This is a genomic window from Hymenobacter sp. 5516J-16 (assembly GCF_022919335.1).
GTDB classification, from domain to species: domain Bacteria; phylum Bacteroidota; class Bacteroidia; order Cytophagales; family Hymenobacteraceae; genus Hymenobacter; species Hymenobacter sublimis.
On sequence record NZ_CP095058.1, the window covers coordinates 718,936 to 737,132 of the forward strand.

General features: G+C 60.3%; 14 protein-coding genes and 1 pseudogene. All 15 read left to right on the forward strand.

The window, feature by feature from the left end; all coding sequences use genetic code 11:
- The first annotated feature begins 92 nt into the window (after positions 1-92).
- The 15 genes and pseudogenes from MUN84_RS03500 to MUN84_RS03560 all read left to right on the forward strand — a co-directional run bounded on the left by MUN84_RS03500 (position 93) and on the right by MUN84_RS03560 (position 18,047).
- Positions 93-1,814, forward strand: a complete 1,722-nt coding sequence (locus MUN84_RS03500) for a ribulokinase (RefSeq protein WP_244696666.1) — start codon at positions 93-95, stop codon at positions 1,812-1,814.
- Positions 1,811-2,512, forward strand: a complete 702-nt coding sequence (locus tag MUN84_RS03505) for an L-ribulose-5-phosphate 4-epimerase (protein ID WP_244696667.1) — start codon at positions 1,811-1,813, stop codon at positions 2,510-2,512. Before MUN84_RS03500 ends, MUN84_RS03505 begins: the two co-directional genes overlap by 4 nt.
- A 212-nt stretch (positions 2,513-2,724) precedes the next feature.
- The gene (gene araA / locus MUN84_RS03510) at positions 2,725-4,215 is read left to right on the forward strand and encodes an L-arabinose isomerase (RefSeq protein WP_244696668.1); all 1,491 of its coding nucleotides are present in this window, start codon (positions 2,725-2,727) and stop codon (positions 4,213-4,215) included.
- Positions 4,216-4,374: 159 nt separating this feature from the next.
- Entirely contained in the window at positions 4,375-6,075 is a 1,701-nt protein-coding gene (locus MUN84_RS03515; RefSeq protein ID WP_244696669.1) for a sodium:solute symporter family transporter, read from the forward strand.
- A 142-nt stretch (positions 6,076-6,217) separates the two neighbouring features.
- Positions 6,218-7,381, forward strand: coding sequence for an arabinan endo-1,5-alpha-L-arabinosidase (locus MUN84_RS03520; protein WP_244696670.1), 1,164 nt, complete (start codon positions 6,218-6,220; stop codon positions 7,379-7,381).
- The gene (locus MUN84_RS03525) at positions 7,312-7,965 is read left to right on the forward strand and encodes an RICIN domain-containing protein (RefSeq protein ID WP_262920630.1); all 654 of its coding nucleotides are present in this window, start codon (positions 7,312-7,314) and stop codon (positions 7,963-7,965) included. Before MUN84_RS03520 ends, MUN84_RS03525 begins: the two co-directional genes overlap by 70 nt.
- A 75-nt stretch (positions 7,966-8,040) precedes the next feature.
- Complete coding sequence (locus MUN84_RS03530) at positions 8,041-9,894, forward strand: NPCBM/NEW2 domain-containing protein (protein ID WP_244696672.1); 1,854 nt, start codon at positions 8,041-8,043, stop codon at positions 9,892-9,894.
- A 195-nt stretch (positions 9,895-10,089) separates the two neighbouring features.
- Complete coding sequence (locus MUN84_RS22775; RefSeq protein WP_262920631.1) at positions 10,090-10,713, forward strand: glycoside hydrolase family 127 protein; 624 nt, start codon at positions 10,090-10,092, stop codon at positions 10,711-10,713.
- Positions 10,680-12,140, forward strand: coding sequence for a glycoside hydrolase family 127 protein (locus tag MUN84_RS03535; protein WP_262920632.1), 1,461 nt, complete (start codon positions 10,680-10,682; stop codon positions 12,138-12,140). Before MUN84_RS22775 ends, MUN84_RS03535 begins: the two co-directional genes overlap by 34 nt.
- Before the next feature lie 259 nt (positions 12,141-12,399).
- Positions 12,400-12,705 (forward strand): annotated as a pseudogene (locus MUN84_RS03540) (DNA-3-methyladenine glycosylase I); the annotation flags it as partial.
- A complete protein-coding gene (locus tag MUN84_RS24405; RefSeq protein ID WP_410780091.1) occupies positions 12,684-12,965 on the forward strand; it encodes a DNA-3-methyladenine glycosylase I in 282 nt (93 codons plus the stop codon). The pseudogene MUN84_RS03540 and the gene MUN84_RS24405, both read left to right, overlap by 22 nt.
- Positions 12,966-13,223: 258 nt before the next feature.
- Positions 13,224-13,853: a (2Fe-2S)-binding protein gene (locus MUN84_RS03545; RefSeq protein ID WP_244696674.1), complete on the forward strand. Its 630-nt coding sequence runs from the start codon at positions 13,224-13,226 to the stop codon at positions 13,851-13,853.
- 9 nt (positions 13,854-13,862) lie between these two features.
- Entirely contained in the window at positions 13,863-14,849 is a 987-nt protein-coding gene (locus MUN84_RS03550; protein WP_244696675.1) for an FAD binding domain-containing protein, read from the forward strand.
- 12 nt (positions 14,850-14,861) lie between these two features.
- Entirely contained in the window at positions 14,862-17,144 is a 2,283-nt protein-coding gene (locus tag MUN84_RS03555; RefSeq protein WP_244696676.1) for a xanthine dehydrogenase family protein molybdopterin-binding subunit, read from the forward strand.
- A gap of 216 nt (positions 17,145-17,360) precedes the next feature.
- On the forward strand, positions 17,361-18,047 hold the full coding sequence (locus tag MUN84_RS03560; RefSeq protein ID WP_244696677.1) for a ferritin-like domain-containing protein: 687 nt from the start codon (positions 17,361-17,363) through the stop codon (positions 18,045-18,047).
- Positions 18,048-18,197: the final 150 nt, after the last annotated feature.

An 18,197-nucleotide genomic window follows, 5' to 3' on the forward strand; every position in this document is an offset into this window, starting at 1 on the left:
TAGCGGCTCCAATAGCGCCCATAGAACAGCAACCTTACCTGTTCACCATCTCATGCCTCACTAATTCACTGAATCACTAACTCACCTTTCCCGTGCAAACTCCCACCTCAACAGATGCCTACGTTATTGGCATCGACTACGGCTCCGACTCGGTGCGGGCCGTGCTGGTGAATGCTCATACCGGCGTTGAAATTGCCCAGGCCGTGCATCTGTACGCCCGCTGGAAGGAGCAGCGCTACTGCAATGCCACCAAAAACCAGTTCCGCCAGCACCCCTTAGACCACATTGAAGGGCTAGAGGCTACCGTGCGCCGCGTGGCCCAAAAAGTGCCAGCCGAGCAAATTGTAGGTCTGGCTGTCGACACAACCGGCTCCACGCCCGGTCCCGTGGATGAGCACGGGGTAGCGCTGGCCCTAAAGCCGGGCTTCGAAGAAAACCCGAACGCCATGTTCGTGCTCTGGAAGGACCACACGGCCCTACCCGAAGCCGCCGAAATCAACCAGAAAGCCCGTACCTGGGGTGGCGAAGATTTCACCCAGTTTGAAGGTGGCATTTACTCCTCGGAGTGGTTCTGGGCCAAAATTGCCCACGTCGTGCGCGAGGACGAAGCTGTGGCCCAGGCCGCCTACTCCTGGATGGAGCACTGCGACTGGCTGACCCTGTTGCTCACCGGCGGCGAGCTGAAAACCTTCAAGCGCAGCCGTTGCGCCGCTGGCCACAAAGCCATGTGGCACGAGAGCTGGGGTGGCCTCCCCTCCGAAGAGTTCTTGACCCTGCTAGAGCCCAAACTAGGCGGCCTGCGCGAGCGGCTGTTCGAGGAAACCTACACCGCCGATGAAGTAGCCGGCAACCTGTCGGAAGAGTGGGCCCAGCGCCTGGGTTTGACCACCAATACGGTGGTAGCCGTGGGCTCCTTTGATGCCCACGCCGGCGCGGTGGCGGGCGAAATTGAGGCGTACTCCATGGTGAAGGTAATGGGTACTTCCACCTGCGACATTGTGGTGGCCCCCATGGACGAGGTAGGCGGCAAGCTAGTGCCCGGCATCTGCGGGCAGGTCGATGGCTCGGTAATTCCGGGCATGCTGGGCCTGGAGGCTGGGCAGTCGGCCGTGGGCGACTTGCTGGCCTGGTTCCGCGGGGTGATTGAGTGGCCGTTGCGTGCGCTCCTACCCCAATCCTCGGTGCTAACCCCGGAGCAGCAGGCAGCCCTGCGCGAGGAGCTGAGCGACAAGATGATGGCCGAGCTGAACGTAGCCGCCGCGGCCGTAAACCCCGAGGAATCGCAGGTATTGGCCCTGGACTGGGTGAACGGTCGCCGTACGCCCGACGCCAACCAGGCCCTGAAAGGCGCCATCATGAACCTGACGATGGGCACCTCGGCCCCGCAGATTTTCCGGGCCCTGGTGGAGTCCATCTGCTACGGTTCCAAGCAAATTGTGGAGCGCTTCGAGCAGGAAGGCATTCCGATTAAGCAGGTCATTGGCCTGGGTGGCGTGGCCAAGAAGTCGGGCTTTATGATGCAAACCCTGGCCGACGTGCTGAACCGCCCCATCAAGGTAGCCGAATCGGACCAGGCCCCTGCCCTGGGCTCGGCCATGTACGCGGCCGTAGCGGCCGGCATCCACCCCGATGTAGTAACCGCCCAAAAGGCCATGGGCAACGGTTTCGCCGAAACCTACACCCCCAACCTCGCCCGCGTAGCCGACTATCAGCGCCGCTACGAGCAGTACCAGGCCTTCGGGCAGTATGTAGAACACGCTACCCAGCTGCAACCCGGCGAGGTGGCCGAAACGGAGTTAGTCGACCAAGCATGAGCCAGTATCAAGACCTAAAACAGGCCTGCTACGAGGCCAACATGCAGCTGCCCCAACTGGGGCTGGTACTGTTCACCTTCGGCAATGCCAGCGTAGTGGATCGGGAGAAGCGGGTGTTTGCCATCAAGCCCAGCGGCGTGCCCTACGCCACCCTCCGGCCCGAAGACATTGTCATCGTGAGCTTTGCCAATGAGATAGTGGAGGGCACCAAGCGACCTTCTTCCGATACCAAAACCCACGCGGTGCTCTACAGCCACTGGGAGCATATCGGGGGCATCGTGCACACGCACTCCACCTACGCCACGGCCTGGGCCCAGGCGCAGCTCGACATCCCCATCCTGGGCACCACCCATGCCGACCACCTCACCGCCGATATTCCCTGCGCCCCGCCCATGGAAGACGCCATGATTGCCGGCGACTACGAGCATCAAACCGGCTGGCAGATCATCAACGAATTTCAGCGCCGCGGCCTCTCCCCCGAGGAAGTGGAAATGGTGCTCCTGAGCAACCACGCCCCCTTCACCTGGGGCAAAACCGTGGAAAAAGCTGTGTACCACAGCGCCGTGCTGGAAGAAGTAGCCCGCATGGCCTACCTCAGCTGCACCCTCCGCCCCGACGTGCCCCGCCTCAAAGACGCCCTGATTCAAAAGCACTACGAGCGTAAGCACGGCGTGCATTCTTATTACGGCCAGTCTTGATCAAGCTGTTTACCAAGAACGATAAAACGTCCGTCATGCAGAGCGCAGCGAAGCATCTCGCGCGCTGATGTTGCAGTAGTAATTAGGTGTCAGCGCGCGAGATGCTTCGCCTCCGGCTCTGCATGACAATAGCACTACAATATCAGCGTGCGGAATACTTCAGCTTCGCCTCCTTTTGTCTGATAACTCTCTGACATCTCCACCCCAAGCATATGATTGACATTTCCCACTACGAAGCCTGGTTTATCACCGGTAGCCAGCACCTCTATGGCCCTGAAACTCTGGAGCAGGTAGCCCAGCACTCCCAGCAGATTGCCGAGGCCCTGGGTACTGCCCTACCCATCAAAATCGTATATAAACCGGTGCTGACGGGTCCGGATGAGATTTACCAGCTGGTGCAGCAGGCCAACACCACCAAGAACTGCGTGGGGTTGATTGCCTGGATGCATACCTTCTCGCCGGCCAAGATGTGGATCAACGGGCTGAAGATTCTGCAGAAGCCCCTGGCCCACCTGCACACCCAGTTCAACCGCGACATTCCGTGGCAGGACATTGACATGGACTTCATGAACACCAACCAATCGGCGCACGGCGACCGGGAGTTTGGCTTCATTGGGGCCCGTCTGCGCCTCAAGCGCAAGGTGGTAGTGGGCCATTGGCAGAGCGCTGATGTGCACGAGCGCCTCAGCATCTGGGCCCGCGCGGCCTCGGCCTGGGCCGACTGGCAGGGCGCCCGCATCGTGCGCTTCGGCGACAACATGCGCTACGTGGCCGTAACCGAGGGTGACAAAGTGGAGGCTGAGCTGAAGTTTGGCTACTCGGTGAACACCTACGGCATCGGCGACCTGGTAGCGGTTATCAACCAGGCCACCGACGAGCAGGTAAACGCGCTGTTGACTACCTACGAGCAGGAATATGAGCTGGGCGACTCGCTCCGTGAAGGCGGCGCGCAGCGTGAAAGCCTGCGCGAGGCGGCCCGGATTGAAGTGGGCATGCGCCAGTTTCTGCAAGACACCAAGGCCATCGGCTTCACCGATACCTTCGAGGATTTGCACGGCATGGCCCAGCTGCCCGGCATTGCTACCCAGCGCCTGATGGCCGAGGGCTACGGCTTCGGCGGCGAGGGCGACTGGAAAACCTCAGCTCTGGTGCGCGCCATGAAGGTAATGGGTGCGGGCCTGCCCGGCGGTAACTCCTTCATGGAAGATTACACCTACCACTTCCAGCCCGGCAACGAGCAGGTGCTCGGCTCCCACATGCTGGAAATCTGCCCCACCATTGCGGAAGGCAAAGCCAAGGTAGAAGTACATCCGCTGGGCATCGGGGGCAAGGCTGATCCGGCCCGTCTGGTGTTCAACTGCCCCGCCGGCCCGGCTCTGAATGCTACCATCGTGGACCTGGGCCACCGCTTCCGCTTGGTAGTGAATGAGGTAGAAGCCGTAGCCCCCGAGCAGGACTTGCCCAAGCTGCCCGTAGCCCGCGTGCTCTGGCAGGTGAAGCCCAGCCTGAGCGTGGGCGCGGCCGCCTGGATTTACGCCGGCGGCGCCCACCACACCGGCTACAGCCAGAACCTCACCGCCGAGTACCTCGAAGACTTCGCCGAAATGGCCGGCATCGAGTACGTCATCATCGACGACGAAACCAAGCTGCGCACCTTCAAAAACGAGCTGCGCTACAACGACGTGGCCTTCAGCCAGCGGTAAGCTGCTACGCTAACTAGAACGTCATTCCGAGCTTGCCGAGGAATCTCGCGGGCTGACGTTGCCAAGGTAGCTGTCCTGCCAGATCAGGCAGGACGGTCATTTCAGCCTACTGTCTAGTTCCCCTTTCCCACACTTCAACAGCCCGCCTTCCCATATTCCATGCGTAATAACCTTACTACGCTTGACCTGCTCGTCTTCTTTGTGTACCTGATTGGGGTTTCGGCCTACGGGTTTTACATCTACAAGAGCAAGCAGAAAGCCGAGCAGAGTACCAAAGACTACTTCCTGGCCGAAGGCTCCCTGACGTGGTGGGCCATCGGAGCCTCCATGATTGCCTCCAACATTTCGGCCGAGCAGTTCATCGGCATGTCGGGCTCGGGCTTTAAGGTAGGGGTAGCCGTGGCCGCCTACGAGTGGGTGGCGGCCGTGGTGCTCATCATTGTGGCCGTGTTCTTTATGCCGGTGTATTTGAAGAATAAAATCTTCACGATGCCGCAGTTTCTGGAGCAGCGCTACAACTCCACCCTGAGCCTGATTATGAGCATTTTCTGGCTCTTTCTCTACGTGCTCGTTAACCTGACTTCCATTCTCTACCTCGGGGCCCTGGCCCTGAGCAACCTGATTGGGGGCGACAGTTTCCACGTCATCATTGTGCTGCTGGCCTTGTTCTCCCTCTTCATCTCCATTGGGGGTATGAAGGTAGTGGGCTACACCGACGTGATTCAGGTGGTGGTGCTGGTAGTGGGCGGCCTGGTAACCACCTACATTGCCCTGACGCTGGTAAGCAACCAGTTTGGCCTGGACGGCGGGGCCATTTCCGGCTTCACGGCCCTGATGGACCGCGCCCCCGACCACTTCCGCATGATTTTCGACAAGCCCACCCAGGCCACGCCCCAGGTGGAAATCGACAAGTACCTGGCCCTGCCCGGCATTGCCATGTACTTCGCCGGCCAGTGGATTGTGAACCTGAACTACTGGGGTTGCAACCAGTACATCACCCAGCGCGCCCTGGGCGCCGACCTGCACACGGCCCGCACCGGCATTCTGTTCGCCGGTATCCTGAAGCTGATGATGCCCGTGATTGTGATGCTGCCCGGCATTGCCGCCTACGTGCTGTACCAAAACGGCGGCTTGCAGGCCGAAATGTCCTCTACCGGTTCTTTCAACTCCGATAACGCCTACTCCGCCATTCTCACCTTCCTGCCCAACGGCCTGAAAGGCCTGAGCATGGCGGCCCTGACGGCGGCCATCGTAGCCTCCCTGGCGGGCAAGGTTAACTCGATTTCCACCATCTTCACCCTCGACATCTACAAGCGCTACCTCAACAAGGACGCCACGGAGAAAAAGCAGGTGTGGGTAGGCCGGGTGACCATTCTGGCGGCTATTGTGCTGAGCGTGGCCATGACCTGGCAGGATTTGCTGGGCATTGGGGGCGAAGGCGGCTTCCAGTTTATTCAGAAGTACACGGGCTTTATCTCGCCCGGTATTCTGGCCGTGTTCCTGCTGGGCATGTTCTGGAAGCGCACCACCGCTACGGCCGGTATCGTGGGCATTCTGGCCGGCTTTGCCTTATCGGTGTTCTTCAACAACTACGCCCCCACGGTGCTGGGTCCGGAAACCATTCTGTACACAGCCTTCCCGAACGGGCGTGGGGCCTACGAAATCCCCTTCCTGATCTGTATGGGCCTTTCGTTTGCCTTCACCTTCGTGCTGATGGTGGGCGTGAGTTTGGCCGGGCCGGTGGTGAACCCACGGGCCATTCAGCTCAGCCCCAGCATGTTCCGCGTGAGCACCCAGACCATGTCGCTCATCGTCATCACCATGCTGATGCTCACGGCGCTCTACGTCAAGTTCTGGTAGCGGCTACTAGGTAGCCTTTATCACGCGGCTTCTGCCAAGGGCCGCTAGTACCACCACAATGGGGGCGTGAATATCGTGTTCATGCCCCCGTTGTGCTTTCTGAAAACTCGCTCTATGTTCTTCCAATCCAAAACCCACTACCATGAACACCACGTCTACCCTACTCCTGGCTCGCGTGCGGGCTGGCCGCCACCTTACTTGGCGGGCCCTGCGCCTGCTGGCCTTGCTGCTGGCTCTCACGGCCGGGCTTAGCTTCCAGGCCTCGGCCCTCCAAGGCAACGACAACTGCCACGACCCCTCTACCATTGTCAAGGATGGCAATAAGTACTGGATTTTCACGACTGGCACGGGCATCTATGCCATGTACTCTACTGACCTGGTAACCTGGCAATCGGGGCCCCGGCCGGTGTTTGCGGCCGGCTCCTACCCTAGCTGGATTCAAAGTAAAGTACCCGGATTTACCGGCGACTTTTGGGCCCCCGAGTGCGTGTACCGCAACGGCAAGTTTTACTTGTACTACTCGGTTTCTACGTTCGGCTCCAACACTTCCACCATCGGGCTGGCCACCAACGTAACCCTGGACCCGGCTAACCCTAACTACCAGTGGGTAGACCAGGGTGAGGTTATTTCGACCACGAGCAGCAGCGCCTCCAACGCCATCGACCCGGCCGTGGTGACCGACGCCAGCGGCGGGTTGTGGATGAGTTACGGCTCGTTTTTCAAAGGTATTGGCCTGATTAAGCTCGATGGCCTGACCGGCAAACGCTCGGGCACCAGCTTCAGCTGGCTGGCCGGCAACGTAGCCGCCGACGGTGTGACGCGCAACAACAGCGGCAGCGAAGCGCCCTACATCGTGCGCAACGGCAGCTATTACTACCTGTTCATCAACAAAGGAGCCTGCTGCCAGGGCTCCAGCAGCACCTACTACATTCAGGTTGGCCGCTCCACCAGCATCACGGGGCCTTATCTGGATAAAAACGGGGTGGACTTAAACAAGAACGGTGGCACTACCCTTATTGCCACCAAGGGCAATTATGTGGGCCCGGGCCACGTGGGCTTGTTCCAGGAAAACGGCGCCAACTACCTCACCCACCACTATTACGACAGCAACCAGAACGGCCGCGCCCGCCTGAGCGTGGGCAACATGGGCTGGGATGCCGCGGCCTGGCCCTTCATTACCCGCGACTGGCTGGCGGCCGGCCGCTATACGCTTGCCAACGCAAACAGCGGGCTGGTGTGGGATGCCTGGGGCTGCACCGGCGTGCAAGGCCAGGCCATTGCCCAGGGTACCAGCACCCCGGCCTAGCCTGCCAGCAGTGGAACCTCACGCCCGACGGCAACGGGGAGTACAAAATCACCTCGGCCGTGGGGGCCGGCTTGGCCGCCGATGTCCTTGCCAATAACCCCAACAACGGCGCCAAGCTCCAGCTGTATCCATACAACGGGGCCGCCAATCAGCGCTTCAAGGTGGAGCGGGCCAGCACCGGCCAGTACGTGCTGTCGTCGGTGAATGGGGGACGCGCTGTGGAAGTGCCGGCCTGCTCCAGCACCGCCGGCGTGCAGCTGGCCCTCTATGACTACCTCGGTAACAACTGCCAGAAATGGGCCATTGCCCCGGCCACCAGCGCCCGGGTGTTGGCAACCCAGAGTGCCAACACCGCGCAGTTCAGCGTGTACCCCAACCCCGCCGAACGGGGCCGCTTCACGGTGGCGCTCGGGCAGGAGCTGGCCGCTTCGGGCGTTACCATCACGCTGGCCGACGTGCACGGCCGTCAGGTGTACGCCCGCACCAGCACCGGCCAGCCATCGGTGGTGGTGGAGGCCAACCTCAAGGCCGGGCTGTACCTACTGCACGTGAGCGGGGGCAAGGCACTTACACCCAGAAACTAGTTGTGCAATAAACAGTGGCCCCTCGGCTTTCCTAGGAGAAGAGCTGAGGGGCCCGCTGGCAAACTTCAACGCCTGATGAGAGGACGCACCCTGACGCAGCTTACAGCCGGTTTTCTGTTAACCAGCGTAGTGGCTGCTACCCCCGCAACAGCGCAGAAGGCTGCTGCCAAAACCGATTTCCACCAGTGGGCCCCTACCCCGCCCCTGGGCTGGAATAGCTGGGACTGCTACGGACCTACTGTGACCGAAGCCGAGGTGAAAGCCAACGCCGACTACATGGCCCGCTACCTGAAAAGCAGCGGCTGGCAGTACGTGGTAGTAGATATCCGCTGGTACGTGGGCAACGACACGGCCCACGGCTACAACGAGAAAAACCCCGACTGGAACATCGACTCGTACGGCCGCTTCGTGCCCGCCCCGAACCGGTTTCCCTCGGCGGCGGGTGGCAAGGGCTTCAAACCTCTAGCCGACTACCTGCACGCCCGGGGGCTCAAATTCGGCATTCACATCATGCGCGGGGTGCCGGTGGTAGCGGTGCAGCGCCAGTTGCCCATCCTCGGCAGCAAGGCCACGGCCGCCGACATTTATTCCAAGGAAGGCCAAGCGGGCTGGCTCCACGACATGTACACGGTGGTGGCCGGGCGGCCCGGGGCCCAGGAGTACTACAACTCCCTGTTCCAGCTGTACGCCAGCTGGGGCGTTGATTTTGTGAAGGTTGATGACTTGTCCTCGCCCTACCACAAGCCGGAGGTAGAAATGATCCGGCGGGCCATTGACTTATCGGGCCGCCGAATTTTGCTCAGCACCTCACCCGGCGAAACGCCCATTACAGAGGCCAAGCACGTGCAGCAGCACGCCAACATGTGGCGCACCGTCGGCGACTTTTGGGACTCCTGGGAGCAGCTTAAGGAGCACTTCGAGGTGTGCAACCGCTGGGCGCCCTATATCCGCCCCGGCGCCTACCCCGATGCCGACATGCTCCCGCTGGGCCGCATCGGCATTCGGGCCGAGCGCGGCGACGACCGGATGTCGCGCTTCACCCGCGACGAGCAGTACACGCTCATGAGCCTGTGGAGCATCTTCCGCTCCCCGCTCATGTTCGGCGGCGATTTGCCCAGCAACGACGCTTTCACGCTGTCTTTGCTCACGAACAAGGACGTGCTGGCCATGCACCGCAGCAGCACCAACAACCGCCAGCTGTTTCGGAAAGACAACCTGATTGCCTGGACCGCCGATGACCCTAACACCGGCGACAAGTTCCTGGCCCTCTTCAACGCCCAAGATCAGGAACTAGCACCCGCCTCGGAAGCTGCCTGGGCCAGCGCCGTTATTACCCGCCAAACGCCCGGCCAGAGCCAGCCCGTAGATGTGGACATCAGCGGCGCATCCAAGCTCTACCTCAACGTGCGCGACGGGGGCGACGACATTGCCTGGGACCACGCCAATTGGCTGAACCCGGTGCTTCGCAACGGCTCCAACTCCGTGCTGCTTACTTCTCTGTCTTGGAAAACGGCTTCCGCTGGCTGGGGCAAAGCAACTGCGAACAAGAGCGTATCGGGTGCCGACTTGCTGGTGGCGGGCAAGAAATACGACCAGGGCATTGGTACCCACTCCAACTCGATGATTGAGTACGACCTGCCCACTGGCTTCACCCGCTTCCAAGCCACCGCTGGCCTCGACAATGCGGGCGCCGCGCAGAATACCGGCGGCACGCTGCAGTTTTTGGTCTTTACCAAAAACCCCTTCCGGCCCATGCCCGCCGACTCCGCCCGCGTCTCTGTAGCACTGGCGCAACTAGGCCTAACGGGCCCCTGTACCGTCCGGGACTTGTGGACCGGCAAGACTACCACCGCCGCTACGGGAGAGTTTGCCCCCTACGTGCGCCGACACGGCGCCAAGCTGTACCGGATTTCAAAAACCAAGAAATAGAGCTGGCAACTACTCTCCTCTCCCTTCGGAGAGGGGTTTGGGGTGAGGCAAACTAGCGCTAAAAACTAAAGCCAGTAATCGTTCTACTGTCTGTCCCTCAACCACCCCTGGCTCACCTTGCTTGATGCGCGACATTTTCAAGGAGGGGAACTAGCTGCCTAATTCTAGCTTCTTACCTCTACATCCTACCTTCCTATGAAACGCTTCCTTCCTTCCCTGGCCCTGCTCGGTTTGCTAAGCTCACCCGGCTTTGCCCAATCAATAAAACGGTCTGACTACCCCATCCAGGCGGTTTCGTTTACCAAGGTGAAGCTGGCCGATAACTTCTGGCTGCCTCGCCTCAAGACCAACACCGACGTGACCATTCCGGCCTCATTTCAGCGCTGCGAGGCCACCAGTCGGGTCAAGAACTTTGAAATGGCAGCGGCCAAGTCGGGCAAGTTTGCTACCATCTTTCCCTTCGACGATACCGACATCTACAAGACCATTGAAGGCGCCTCGTATTCGCTTAAGCTCTATCCCGACGAGAAGCTGGACGAGTACATGGACGAGCTGATCAAGAAAGTGGCCGCCGCCCAGGAGCCCGACGGCTACCTCTATACCGCCCGCACCATCGACCCGGCTCACCCCCACGAGTGGGCCGGGCCGGAGCGCTGGGTAAAGGAGCGGGAACTAAGCCACGAGCTGTATAACTCGGGCCACCTGTACGAAGCCGCCGTAGCGCACTACGAGGCCACGGGCAAAAAAAACCTGCTTACCATTGCTCTCAAAAACGCCGACCTGGTATGCTCCGTATTTGGGCCAGGCAAGCGCGGGTAGCACCCGGCCACGAGATTGTGGAAATGGGCCTGGTGAAGCTCTACCGCGTTACGGGCAAGCCCGAGTACTTAAGCACAGCTAAGTTTTTTCTGGAGGAACGTGGCAAGTACAAAGGTTACGACCCCAAAAGCCCCGATGCGTGGCGCAACGGCTCGTACTGGCAGGACCACAAGCCCGTAGTAGACCAGCGCGAAGCCGAAGGACACGCCGTGCGCGCCGAATACCTGTACTCCGCCATGGCCGACGTAGCCGCCCTCACCGGCGACCAAAAGCTGCTGGCTGCCGTGGACTCAATCTGGCAGAACATGGTGGGTAAGAAACTATACGTAACGGGCGGCACCGGCGCCGTGCCGGGCGGCGAGCGGTTCGGGGGCAATTACGAGCTACCCAACACCACGGCCTACAACGAAACCTGCGCCTCCGTGGCCAACGTGTACTGGAACCAGCGCATGTTCCAGCTCCACGGCGACTCGAAGTACGTGGACGTGCTGGAGAAAGTGCTCTACAACGGGTTGATTTCGGGAGTAGGACTCGATGGCAAGTCCTTTTTCTACTCCAACGCCATGCAGATCAAAAACAGCACGAGCTTCCCCCAGACCGAGCCCCAGCGCGCCGGCTGGTTTGACTGCTCCTGCTGCCCCACCAACATGGCCCGCCTGATGCCTTCCTTGCCGGGCTACGTGTACGCCCAGAAGGGCCAGGACGTGTACGCCAACCTGTTCATCAGCGGCACTACTGATCTGAAAGTGAACAACAAGGCCGTGCGCATCACCCAGCAACACAACTACCCCTGGCAGGGCAACTTGAAGTTCACCATCAGCCCCGCCGCTACCACCGACTTCAACCTGCTGGTACGCCTGCCCGGTTGGGCCCGCAACGAGGCCGTCCCCTCTGATCTGTACCGCTTCGCCACGACATCAGACCAGAAGGTAACCATCACGGTAAACGGCAAGCCCGTGCAGTACACCACCCGCCAGGGCTATGCCGTGCTACCCCGCAAGTGGCGCCGGGGCGACGTGGTAGAAGTAAAACTACCCATGGACGTGCGCCAGGTAGTGGCCAACCCCAAAGTGCAGGACAACCTAGGCCGGGTGGCCCTGCAACGCGGCCCCGTGGTGTACTGCGCTGAGTGGAAGGACAATAATGGCAAGGCTAGCAACCTCATCGTGCCGGCTGCTACCTCCTTCACTACCAATTACCAGCCCGAAGTACTTAACGGCATCATGCAGCTCCAGGCCACCGTGCCTGCCGTGCAAATTGATGCCGCCAACAACTCCATCAGCACCACCCGCCAGACCCTAACGGCCATTCCCTACTACGCCTGGGCCAACCGCGGCAAGGGCGAAATGGTGGTCTGGTTCCCCCAGCAAATCACCGACGTGGACCTGGTGTCGCGCCAGCCCAAGGAAGTAACCGTAGGAAAGTAACAGCCCGTTGTCATGCCGAGCAGCGCGAGGAATCTGGGTTTAGCTAGTATAGTCAATGCCCAAAGCTGGAATAGCGGCGCTAGTTCCTACCGCTATTTTTATCGTCAGGCAGTGGCGGAGCCGAAGTATGACGATCTTTCTACAGCCACTGTCTAGGAGCTAGTATAGTAGCTTGAAATCTGAGGGAGCAGGTTTTGCGTTAGCGTACGACCTCCTACCCCACAGCTTCCCGATGAACCCTCCCCCGCCTTGCCACTGGATGCAGCAGAACGAGCTGCTCCAAAGCTTCCATGACCACGAGTGGGGCGAGCCGGTTGCAGACCCGGACATTCTGTTTGAGTACCTGGTGCTCCACACCTTTCAACTAGGCTTCGACTTCCCGGTAGTGCTGCGGCGGCGCGAGGCGTTCCGGGAGTTGCTGGCGGGTTTCGACCCAGAGAAGCTGGCCCGGTTTAGAGAGGCGGAAGTAGAGGAGCTGCTACTGAACCCGCGCATCATCCGGAACCGTCGCAAGCTAGAAGCTACCATTCAGAACGCCCGCGCCTGGTTGCAACTCCGCCGGGAGGTAGGCGGCCAAGCGCAGCTTCTGCCCTTCTTTTACGCCTTTGTCGGGGCAAGCCGCTTGATGTCCAGCGTAGCTCCGACAATCCACCGCCGGTTTCTACGCCGGCCAGCTTGGCCCTGAGCCAGGAACTAAAGCGGCGCGGATTCGTCATGACCGGGCCGGTGACGTGTTACAACCTAATGCAAACCGCCGGCCTTGTCAACGACCACCTGACAAGCTGCCCGCGCCACGTTGAGTGTCGGCAGCTAGCCGCGGGGTAGCGCCCTTGTTTACAGCCTGCTATGCCCCGGCTTTTGTTCTGCTTGCCGTAGCCTAGCCGATGCGGTGGCCGGCTGAAACGGTTGTGCTTGGCCGCGGACAGCAGGCTTTTTTCGGGTTTTTATAGGATGAATTTCCTGGACTTGTGCTTAACTTAAGTCTGGAACGCTGGTTACTGATCCATGCCTGCCGCAACTGCGGCGGCTGTGCCGCGTCTTTGTCCGCGTCCGGACTTTCCCCTGACCCTTTCCCTTAGAGCTATGAACCCTGAACATGACACGCCCGGCAGCGGCCACGACGAGGCCCGCCGGAGCTTCCTGAAACAATCGTCGGTGCTGACGGCCATGGCCCTGGTGCCGGGGCCGCTGGTGCAGGCCGCCGCCCACGAGCTGGACGAGAAAGTGGCCGCCGTTTTCGAGAAAATCCCGCTGAAGCTGGAAGTAAACGGCGTTAAGCACAAGGCATCGGTGGAGCCCCGCACCACGCTGCTGGACTTCCTGCGCGAAAACCTTCACCTAACCGGCACCAAAAAAGGCTGCGACTACGGACAGTGCGGGGCCTGCACGGTGCACGTGGACGGGCAACGGGTGAACAGTTGCCTAAGCTTCGCCGTGATGCACGAGGGTAAGAAAATTACCACCATTGAGGGCCTGGCCGACGGCGACAAGCTCCATCCCATGCAGGAGGCCTTCGTGAAGCACGACGGCTTCCAGTGCGGCTACTGCACCCCCGGCCAGATTATGTCGGCCGTGGCCTGCATCCGGGAGGGCAAAGCCGATTCGGAGGGCGAAATCCGGGAGTACATGAGCGGGAACATCTGCCGCTGCGGCGCTTACTCCAACATTGTGGCTGCCATTCAGGAGGTCAAAGGCGGCGGGCAAAAAGTATAACGACTCGGTATGAATCAGTTCCAATACGTCCGCCCTACCAAGCAACAGGCTGCCATTGATGCGGTAGCCAAGGATGCTACGGCCACCTTCATTGCTGGCGGCACCAACCTCGTTGATTTGATGAAGCGCGGGGTGATGACGCCCCAGAAGCTGGTGGACATCAACCGCCTACCCCTGACCCGCATTGACCACGACCCCGGCAAGCTGCGCATCGGGGCCCTAGCCCTAAACTCCACTGTCGCCGACGATAAGCAAGTGCGCGAGCGGCAGCCCCTGCTGGCCCTGGCTCTGAACGCCGGCGCTTCGGCCCAGCTGCGCAACATGGCTACCGTGGGCGGTAACATGCTCCAGCGCACCCGCTGCTCCTACTTTTATGACACGACCATGCCCTGCAACAAGCGCGAGCCGGGCACGGGCTGCGGGGCCCTGGAAGGCATTAACCGCATGCACGCCATCTTCGGCTTCTCCGACAAGTGCATTGCCGTGCACCCCTCTGACATGAGCGTGGCCCTGGTGGCTCTGGATGCCACGGTGCAAGTCAGCGGCCCGAAAGGTAACCGCAGCATCCCCTTCGCCGAGCTGCACCGCCTGCCCGGCGACATGCCCCAGAAAGACACTACCCTGGAACCCGGTGAGTTGATTACGGCCGTGGATATTCCGGATGGTCCGTTTACCAAGCACGTGCACTACCAGAAAGTGCGCGAGCGGGCCTCCTACGCGTTTGCCCTGCTCTCCGTAGCCGCGGCTCTGGACTTAGACAGCAATAACACCATTAAGGCCGCCCGCCTGGCCATGGGCGGGGTGGCCCACAAGCCCTGGCGCCTCACGGCTGCCGAGCAGGCCCTGGTAGGCAAGCCCGCCACCGAGGAAACCTTCCGGCAGGCGGCCACCGTGGCCATGCAGGGCGCCAAAGCCTTCAAGCACAACGCCTACAAGCTCACGCTGGGCCCCAATACTATCATTCAGGCGTTGAAAACCGCCGCTAGCGCCGCCTAACGCCCCGAACTCATGAACGAACAACCCAAGCCGAAAAAGCAGATCGGGGCGCCGATGAACCGGGTCGACGGCCACCAGAAAGTGACGGGCGCGGCTACCTACTCGGCCGAGTACCAACTGCCCAACATTACCTACGCCGTACTGGTGGGTAGCACCGTTACCAAGGGCCGCCTCACTGGCCTCGACACCAAGGCCGCCGAGCGCGCGCCGGGCGTGCTGGCCGTTATCAGCCACCTCAATGCCCCAAAGCCCCCGGGCCCAAAGCCCGAAGGCAAGGACCCCTCGCAGCCGCAAACCCAGGGCAACCCCCTGCAGGTGTTCAACGACGACAAGATTCGCTTCAACGACCAGCCCATTGCTGTGGTGGTGGCCGACAGCTGGGAGCGGGCCCGCTACGCCGCTGGGCTCGTGAAGGCGCAGTATGCTAAGGAAGCGCACCAAACCAACCTAGAGGCCAACGCCGACAAAGCCTTCTTGCCCACCGCAGCCAAGAAGAACCCCAAGAACCCGATGAACGACTACCAGCGCGGCCAGGTAGATGCCTACAAAACGGGTGCCGTGAAGCTGGAAAGCGAGTACGTAATTCCCACCGAAGTGCACCACCCCATGGAGCTGCAAGCCATTACGGCTCACTGGGAAGCGCCTGATCGGCTCACGCTTTACGATAAGACCCAGGGCACTATGGCTACCCGCCGCGACTTTGCCAAGCAGTGGGGCCTGCCCGAGGAAAACGTAAAAGTCATTGCTACCTACGTGGGCGGCGCTTTCGGCAACGCCCTGCACAGCTGGCCCCACGAGGCGGCGGCCATTTTGGCGGCCAAGGTGGTGAACCGCCCCGTGAAGCTGATGCTGACCCGGGAGCAGATGTTCACGATGGTAGGCTACCGGCCTTACACCTGGCAAAAGCTGGGCATGAGCGCCACACCCGATGGTAAAATCACGGCCATCACCCACGAGAGCATTGGTCAAACTTCTAGCTATGAGGAGTTTACTGAATCGACCCTGGCTCAGACGCGCATGATGTATCAGTCGCCGAACGTGACGACGCGCTACCGCCTAGCAGCCCTGGACATTGGTTCGCCCATCTGGATGCGCGGCCCCGGCGAGGCCACCGGCGCCTTTGCCCTGGAGTCGGCCATGGATGAAATGGCCTATATGCTGAACCTGGACCCGCTGGAGTTCCGCCTGCGTAACTACACCGACGAGGACCCGGAGAAGAACAAGCCCTGGAGTACCAAGTTTCTGAAAGAATGCTACCAGCTAGGGGCGGACCGCATTGGCTGGAATAAGCGCCAGCTCAAGCCCGGCTCCCTGCGCGACGGGGACTGGCTGATTGGCTACGGCATGGGAGTAGGCACCTTCGGGGCTCACCGCGGCGCGGCCACGGTAGGCGCCCAGTTGCTGCCCAACGGCACCGTGCTGCTGCAATGCGCCACCACCGATATCGGCCCCGGCACCGGCACCGCCATGACCCAGATTGCGGCCGATACTTTGGGTATTTCACCCGATAATATTCGCTTTGAACTGGGCAACTCGTCCTTCCCCAAAGCAGGTACCCAGGGTGGTTCCTCCACCGTAAACAGCGTGGGTCCGGCCACCCAGGAAGCCTGCCTGGCCCTGAAAGACAAGCTGCGCACCCTGGCTGGAGCGGCTTTCAGCACCGCCAAAGCAGAAGATATTACGTTCGAAGGCGGCCAAACGGTGATGCGCAATGATGCCAATGGCAAGTTGCCCTTGCAGATTAGTCTCCGCAACAACCCTGGCGTTAAAGTATCCTACAGCGACATTCTACGGCAGAATGGACAGCAAAACGTTTCTGCAACGGTAGAAGCCAAGCCCGGCGGCGAGGGTCAGAAGTACTCCATGTACTCCTTTTCGGTGCATTTTGCGGAGGTGCGGGTACACCAGCTCACAGGTGAGGTGCGGGTTAGCAAGCTGGTTTCCTGCGCCGATGCCGGCACCATTGTTAATGAGAAAACCGCCGGCAACCAGATGAAAGGCGGCGCCGTGGGCGGCATTGGCATGGCCCTGATGGAGCACGCCCGCATCGACGACCGATTCGGCCGCTACGTCACCAAAGACTTCGCCGACTACCACGTGCCCGTACACGCCGATTCGCCGGATGTGCAGGTGGCTTTCGTCAACCAACCTGACCCGCACGTGAATGCCTTGGGTACCAAAGGCATTGGCGAAATTGCCATTATTGGGGTAGCCCCCGCCATTGCCAACGCCGTGTTTAACGCCACCGGCAAGCGAATTCGGGAGCTGCCAATTACCCCTGATAAGTTGATTTAAGTTGTAGCAAGCGGCATTCTTACGAGAGTGCCGCTTGTTTTTTCAGCCTATGCAAGTAATGGGGCTGGTGGAAGTTTGCGGGGCAGCTTTCCGGCTTACCAACGGAAACCAAGGACGAGCTAGCCGCCAGCGAAAACTTGGCAAGTTGAAAAACAGGTTAACGAACTGTGAGAAACAACCGTAAGGGGTAGCTGATCAACCTTAGCTACTACCTGTATGAACCAACCACAAACAAACTCCGCAGCCGGCTCCGATACGAATTCGAATGGCTCCCTGCTGGATCAGGCCCAGCAACTCATTGGCAAAGACAACTTAGGCGGCCTGCTCAACCAGCTGGGCCCCTCGCTAAAGAAAGCCAGCTCCAGCATCGGTAAGCTCAGCACTACTCAAAAAGTGGTAGGCGGAGCCCTTATCCTGATTGGAGCCGCCGTGCTCACCAACCGCAGCAAGAAAGGCGCCGCTAGTGAGGGCGACGAAACCAGCACCCTGCGCGAGCTGCTCTATTTTGTAAATGACCGGATTGAGGGCTACCAGCGGGCCGTAGACGAAAGCCAGGATGCCCAGCAGCGTGGCTACTACAAGCAGCTCGTCAGCCAGAGCCAGCGCTTTGCCAACCAGCTAAACGACCACCTGCGCGAGCTAGGCGGCGGCCGCGAAACCAGCACCACCCTCAAGGGCAAGCTCTACCGCCGCTGGATGGATGCCAAAGCCGCACTGACCGGCGCCGACGAAAAAGCCATTCTCGGGTCTAACATCTATGGCGAAGAGTGGGCTCTGAAAGCTTACGAGGACGCCCTTAGCAGCCAGACCCTAACCGGCTCCCTACGCCTGGAAGTAGAACGCCAGTACGCTCAGTCGCAGAAAACGTACGAGGAACTGAAGAAGCGCCAGGCTCAGCAATAGAGCACCACTTCCCCAACTAAGCCCCTTGATGAATGGTAGTATCTACTGTTCATCAGGGGGCTTTTGCGTGCCCAAACCCAAAGTCATTAAACACATCATGATTTTTATATATAGTACATTATATCCAACCCAACAGGGTAGGTAAGCATA

Coding starts and splice junctions, on each gene's coding strand:
- MUN84_RS03530 (WP_244696672.1), top strand. CDS start 8,041: ATGAGAGGACGCACCCTGACGCAGCTTACAGCCGGTTTTCTGTTAACC.
- araA (WP_244696668.1), top strand. CDS start 2,725: ATGATTGACATTTCCCACTACGAAGCCTGGTTTATCACCGGTAGCCAG.
- MUN84_RS22775 (WP_262920631.1), top strand. CDS start 10,090: ATGAAACGCTTCCTTCCTTCCCTGGCCCTGCTCGGTTTGCTAAGCTCA.
- MUN84_RS03560 (WP_244696677.1), top strand. CDS start 17,361: ATGAACCAACCACAAACAAACTCCGCAGCCGGCTCCGATACGAATTCG.
- MUN84_RS03505 (WP_244696667.1), top strand. CDS start 1,811: ATGAGCCAGTATCAAGACCTAAAACAGGCCTGCTACGAGGCCAACATG.
- MUN84_RS03545 (WP_244696674.1), top strand. CDS start 13,224: ATGAACCCTGAACATGACACGCCCGGCAGCGGCCACGACGAGGCCCGC.
- MUN84_RS03515 (WP_244696669.1), top strand. CDS start 4,375: ATGCGTAATAACCTTACTACGCTTGACCTGCTCGTCTTCTTTGTGTAC.
- MUN84_RS03550 (WP_244696675.1), top strand. CDS start 13,863: ATGAATCAGTTCCAATACGTCCGCCCTACCAAGCAACAGGCTGCCATT.
- MUN84_RS03535 (WP_262920632.1), top strand. CDS start 10,680: ATGCTCCGTATTTGGGCCAGGCAAGCGCGGGTAGCACCCGGCCACGAG.
- MUN84_RS03520 (WP_244696670.1), top strand. CDS start 6,218: ATGAACACCACGTCTACCCTACTCCTGGCTCGCGTGCGGGCTGGCCGC.
- MUN84_RS03555 (WP_244696676.1), top strand. CDS start 14,862: ATGAACGAACAACCCAAGCCGAAAAAGCAGATCGGGGCGCCGATGAAC.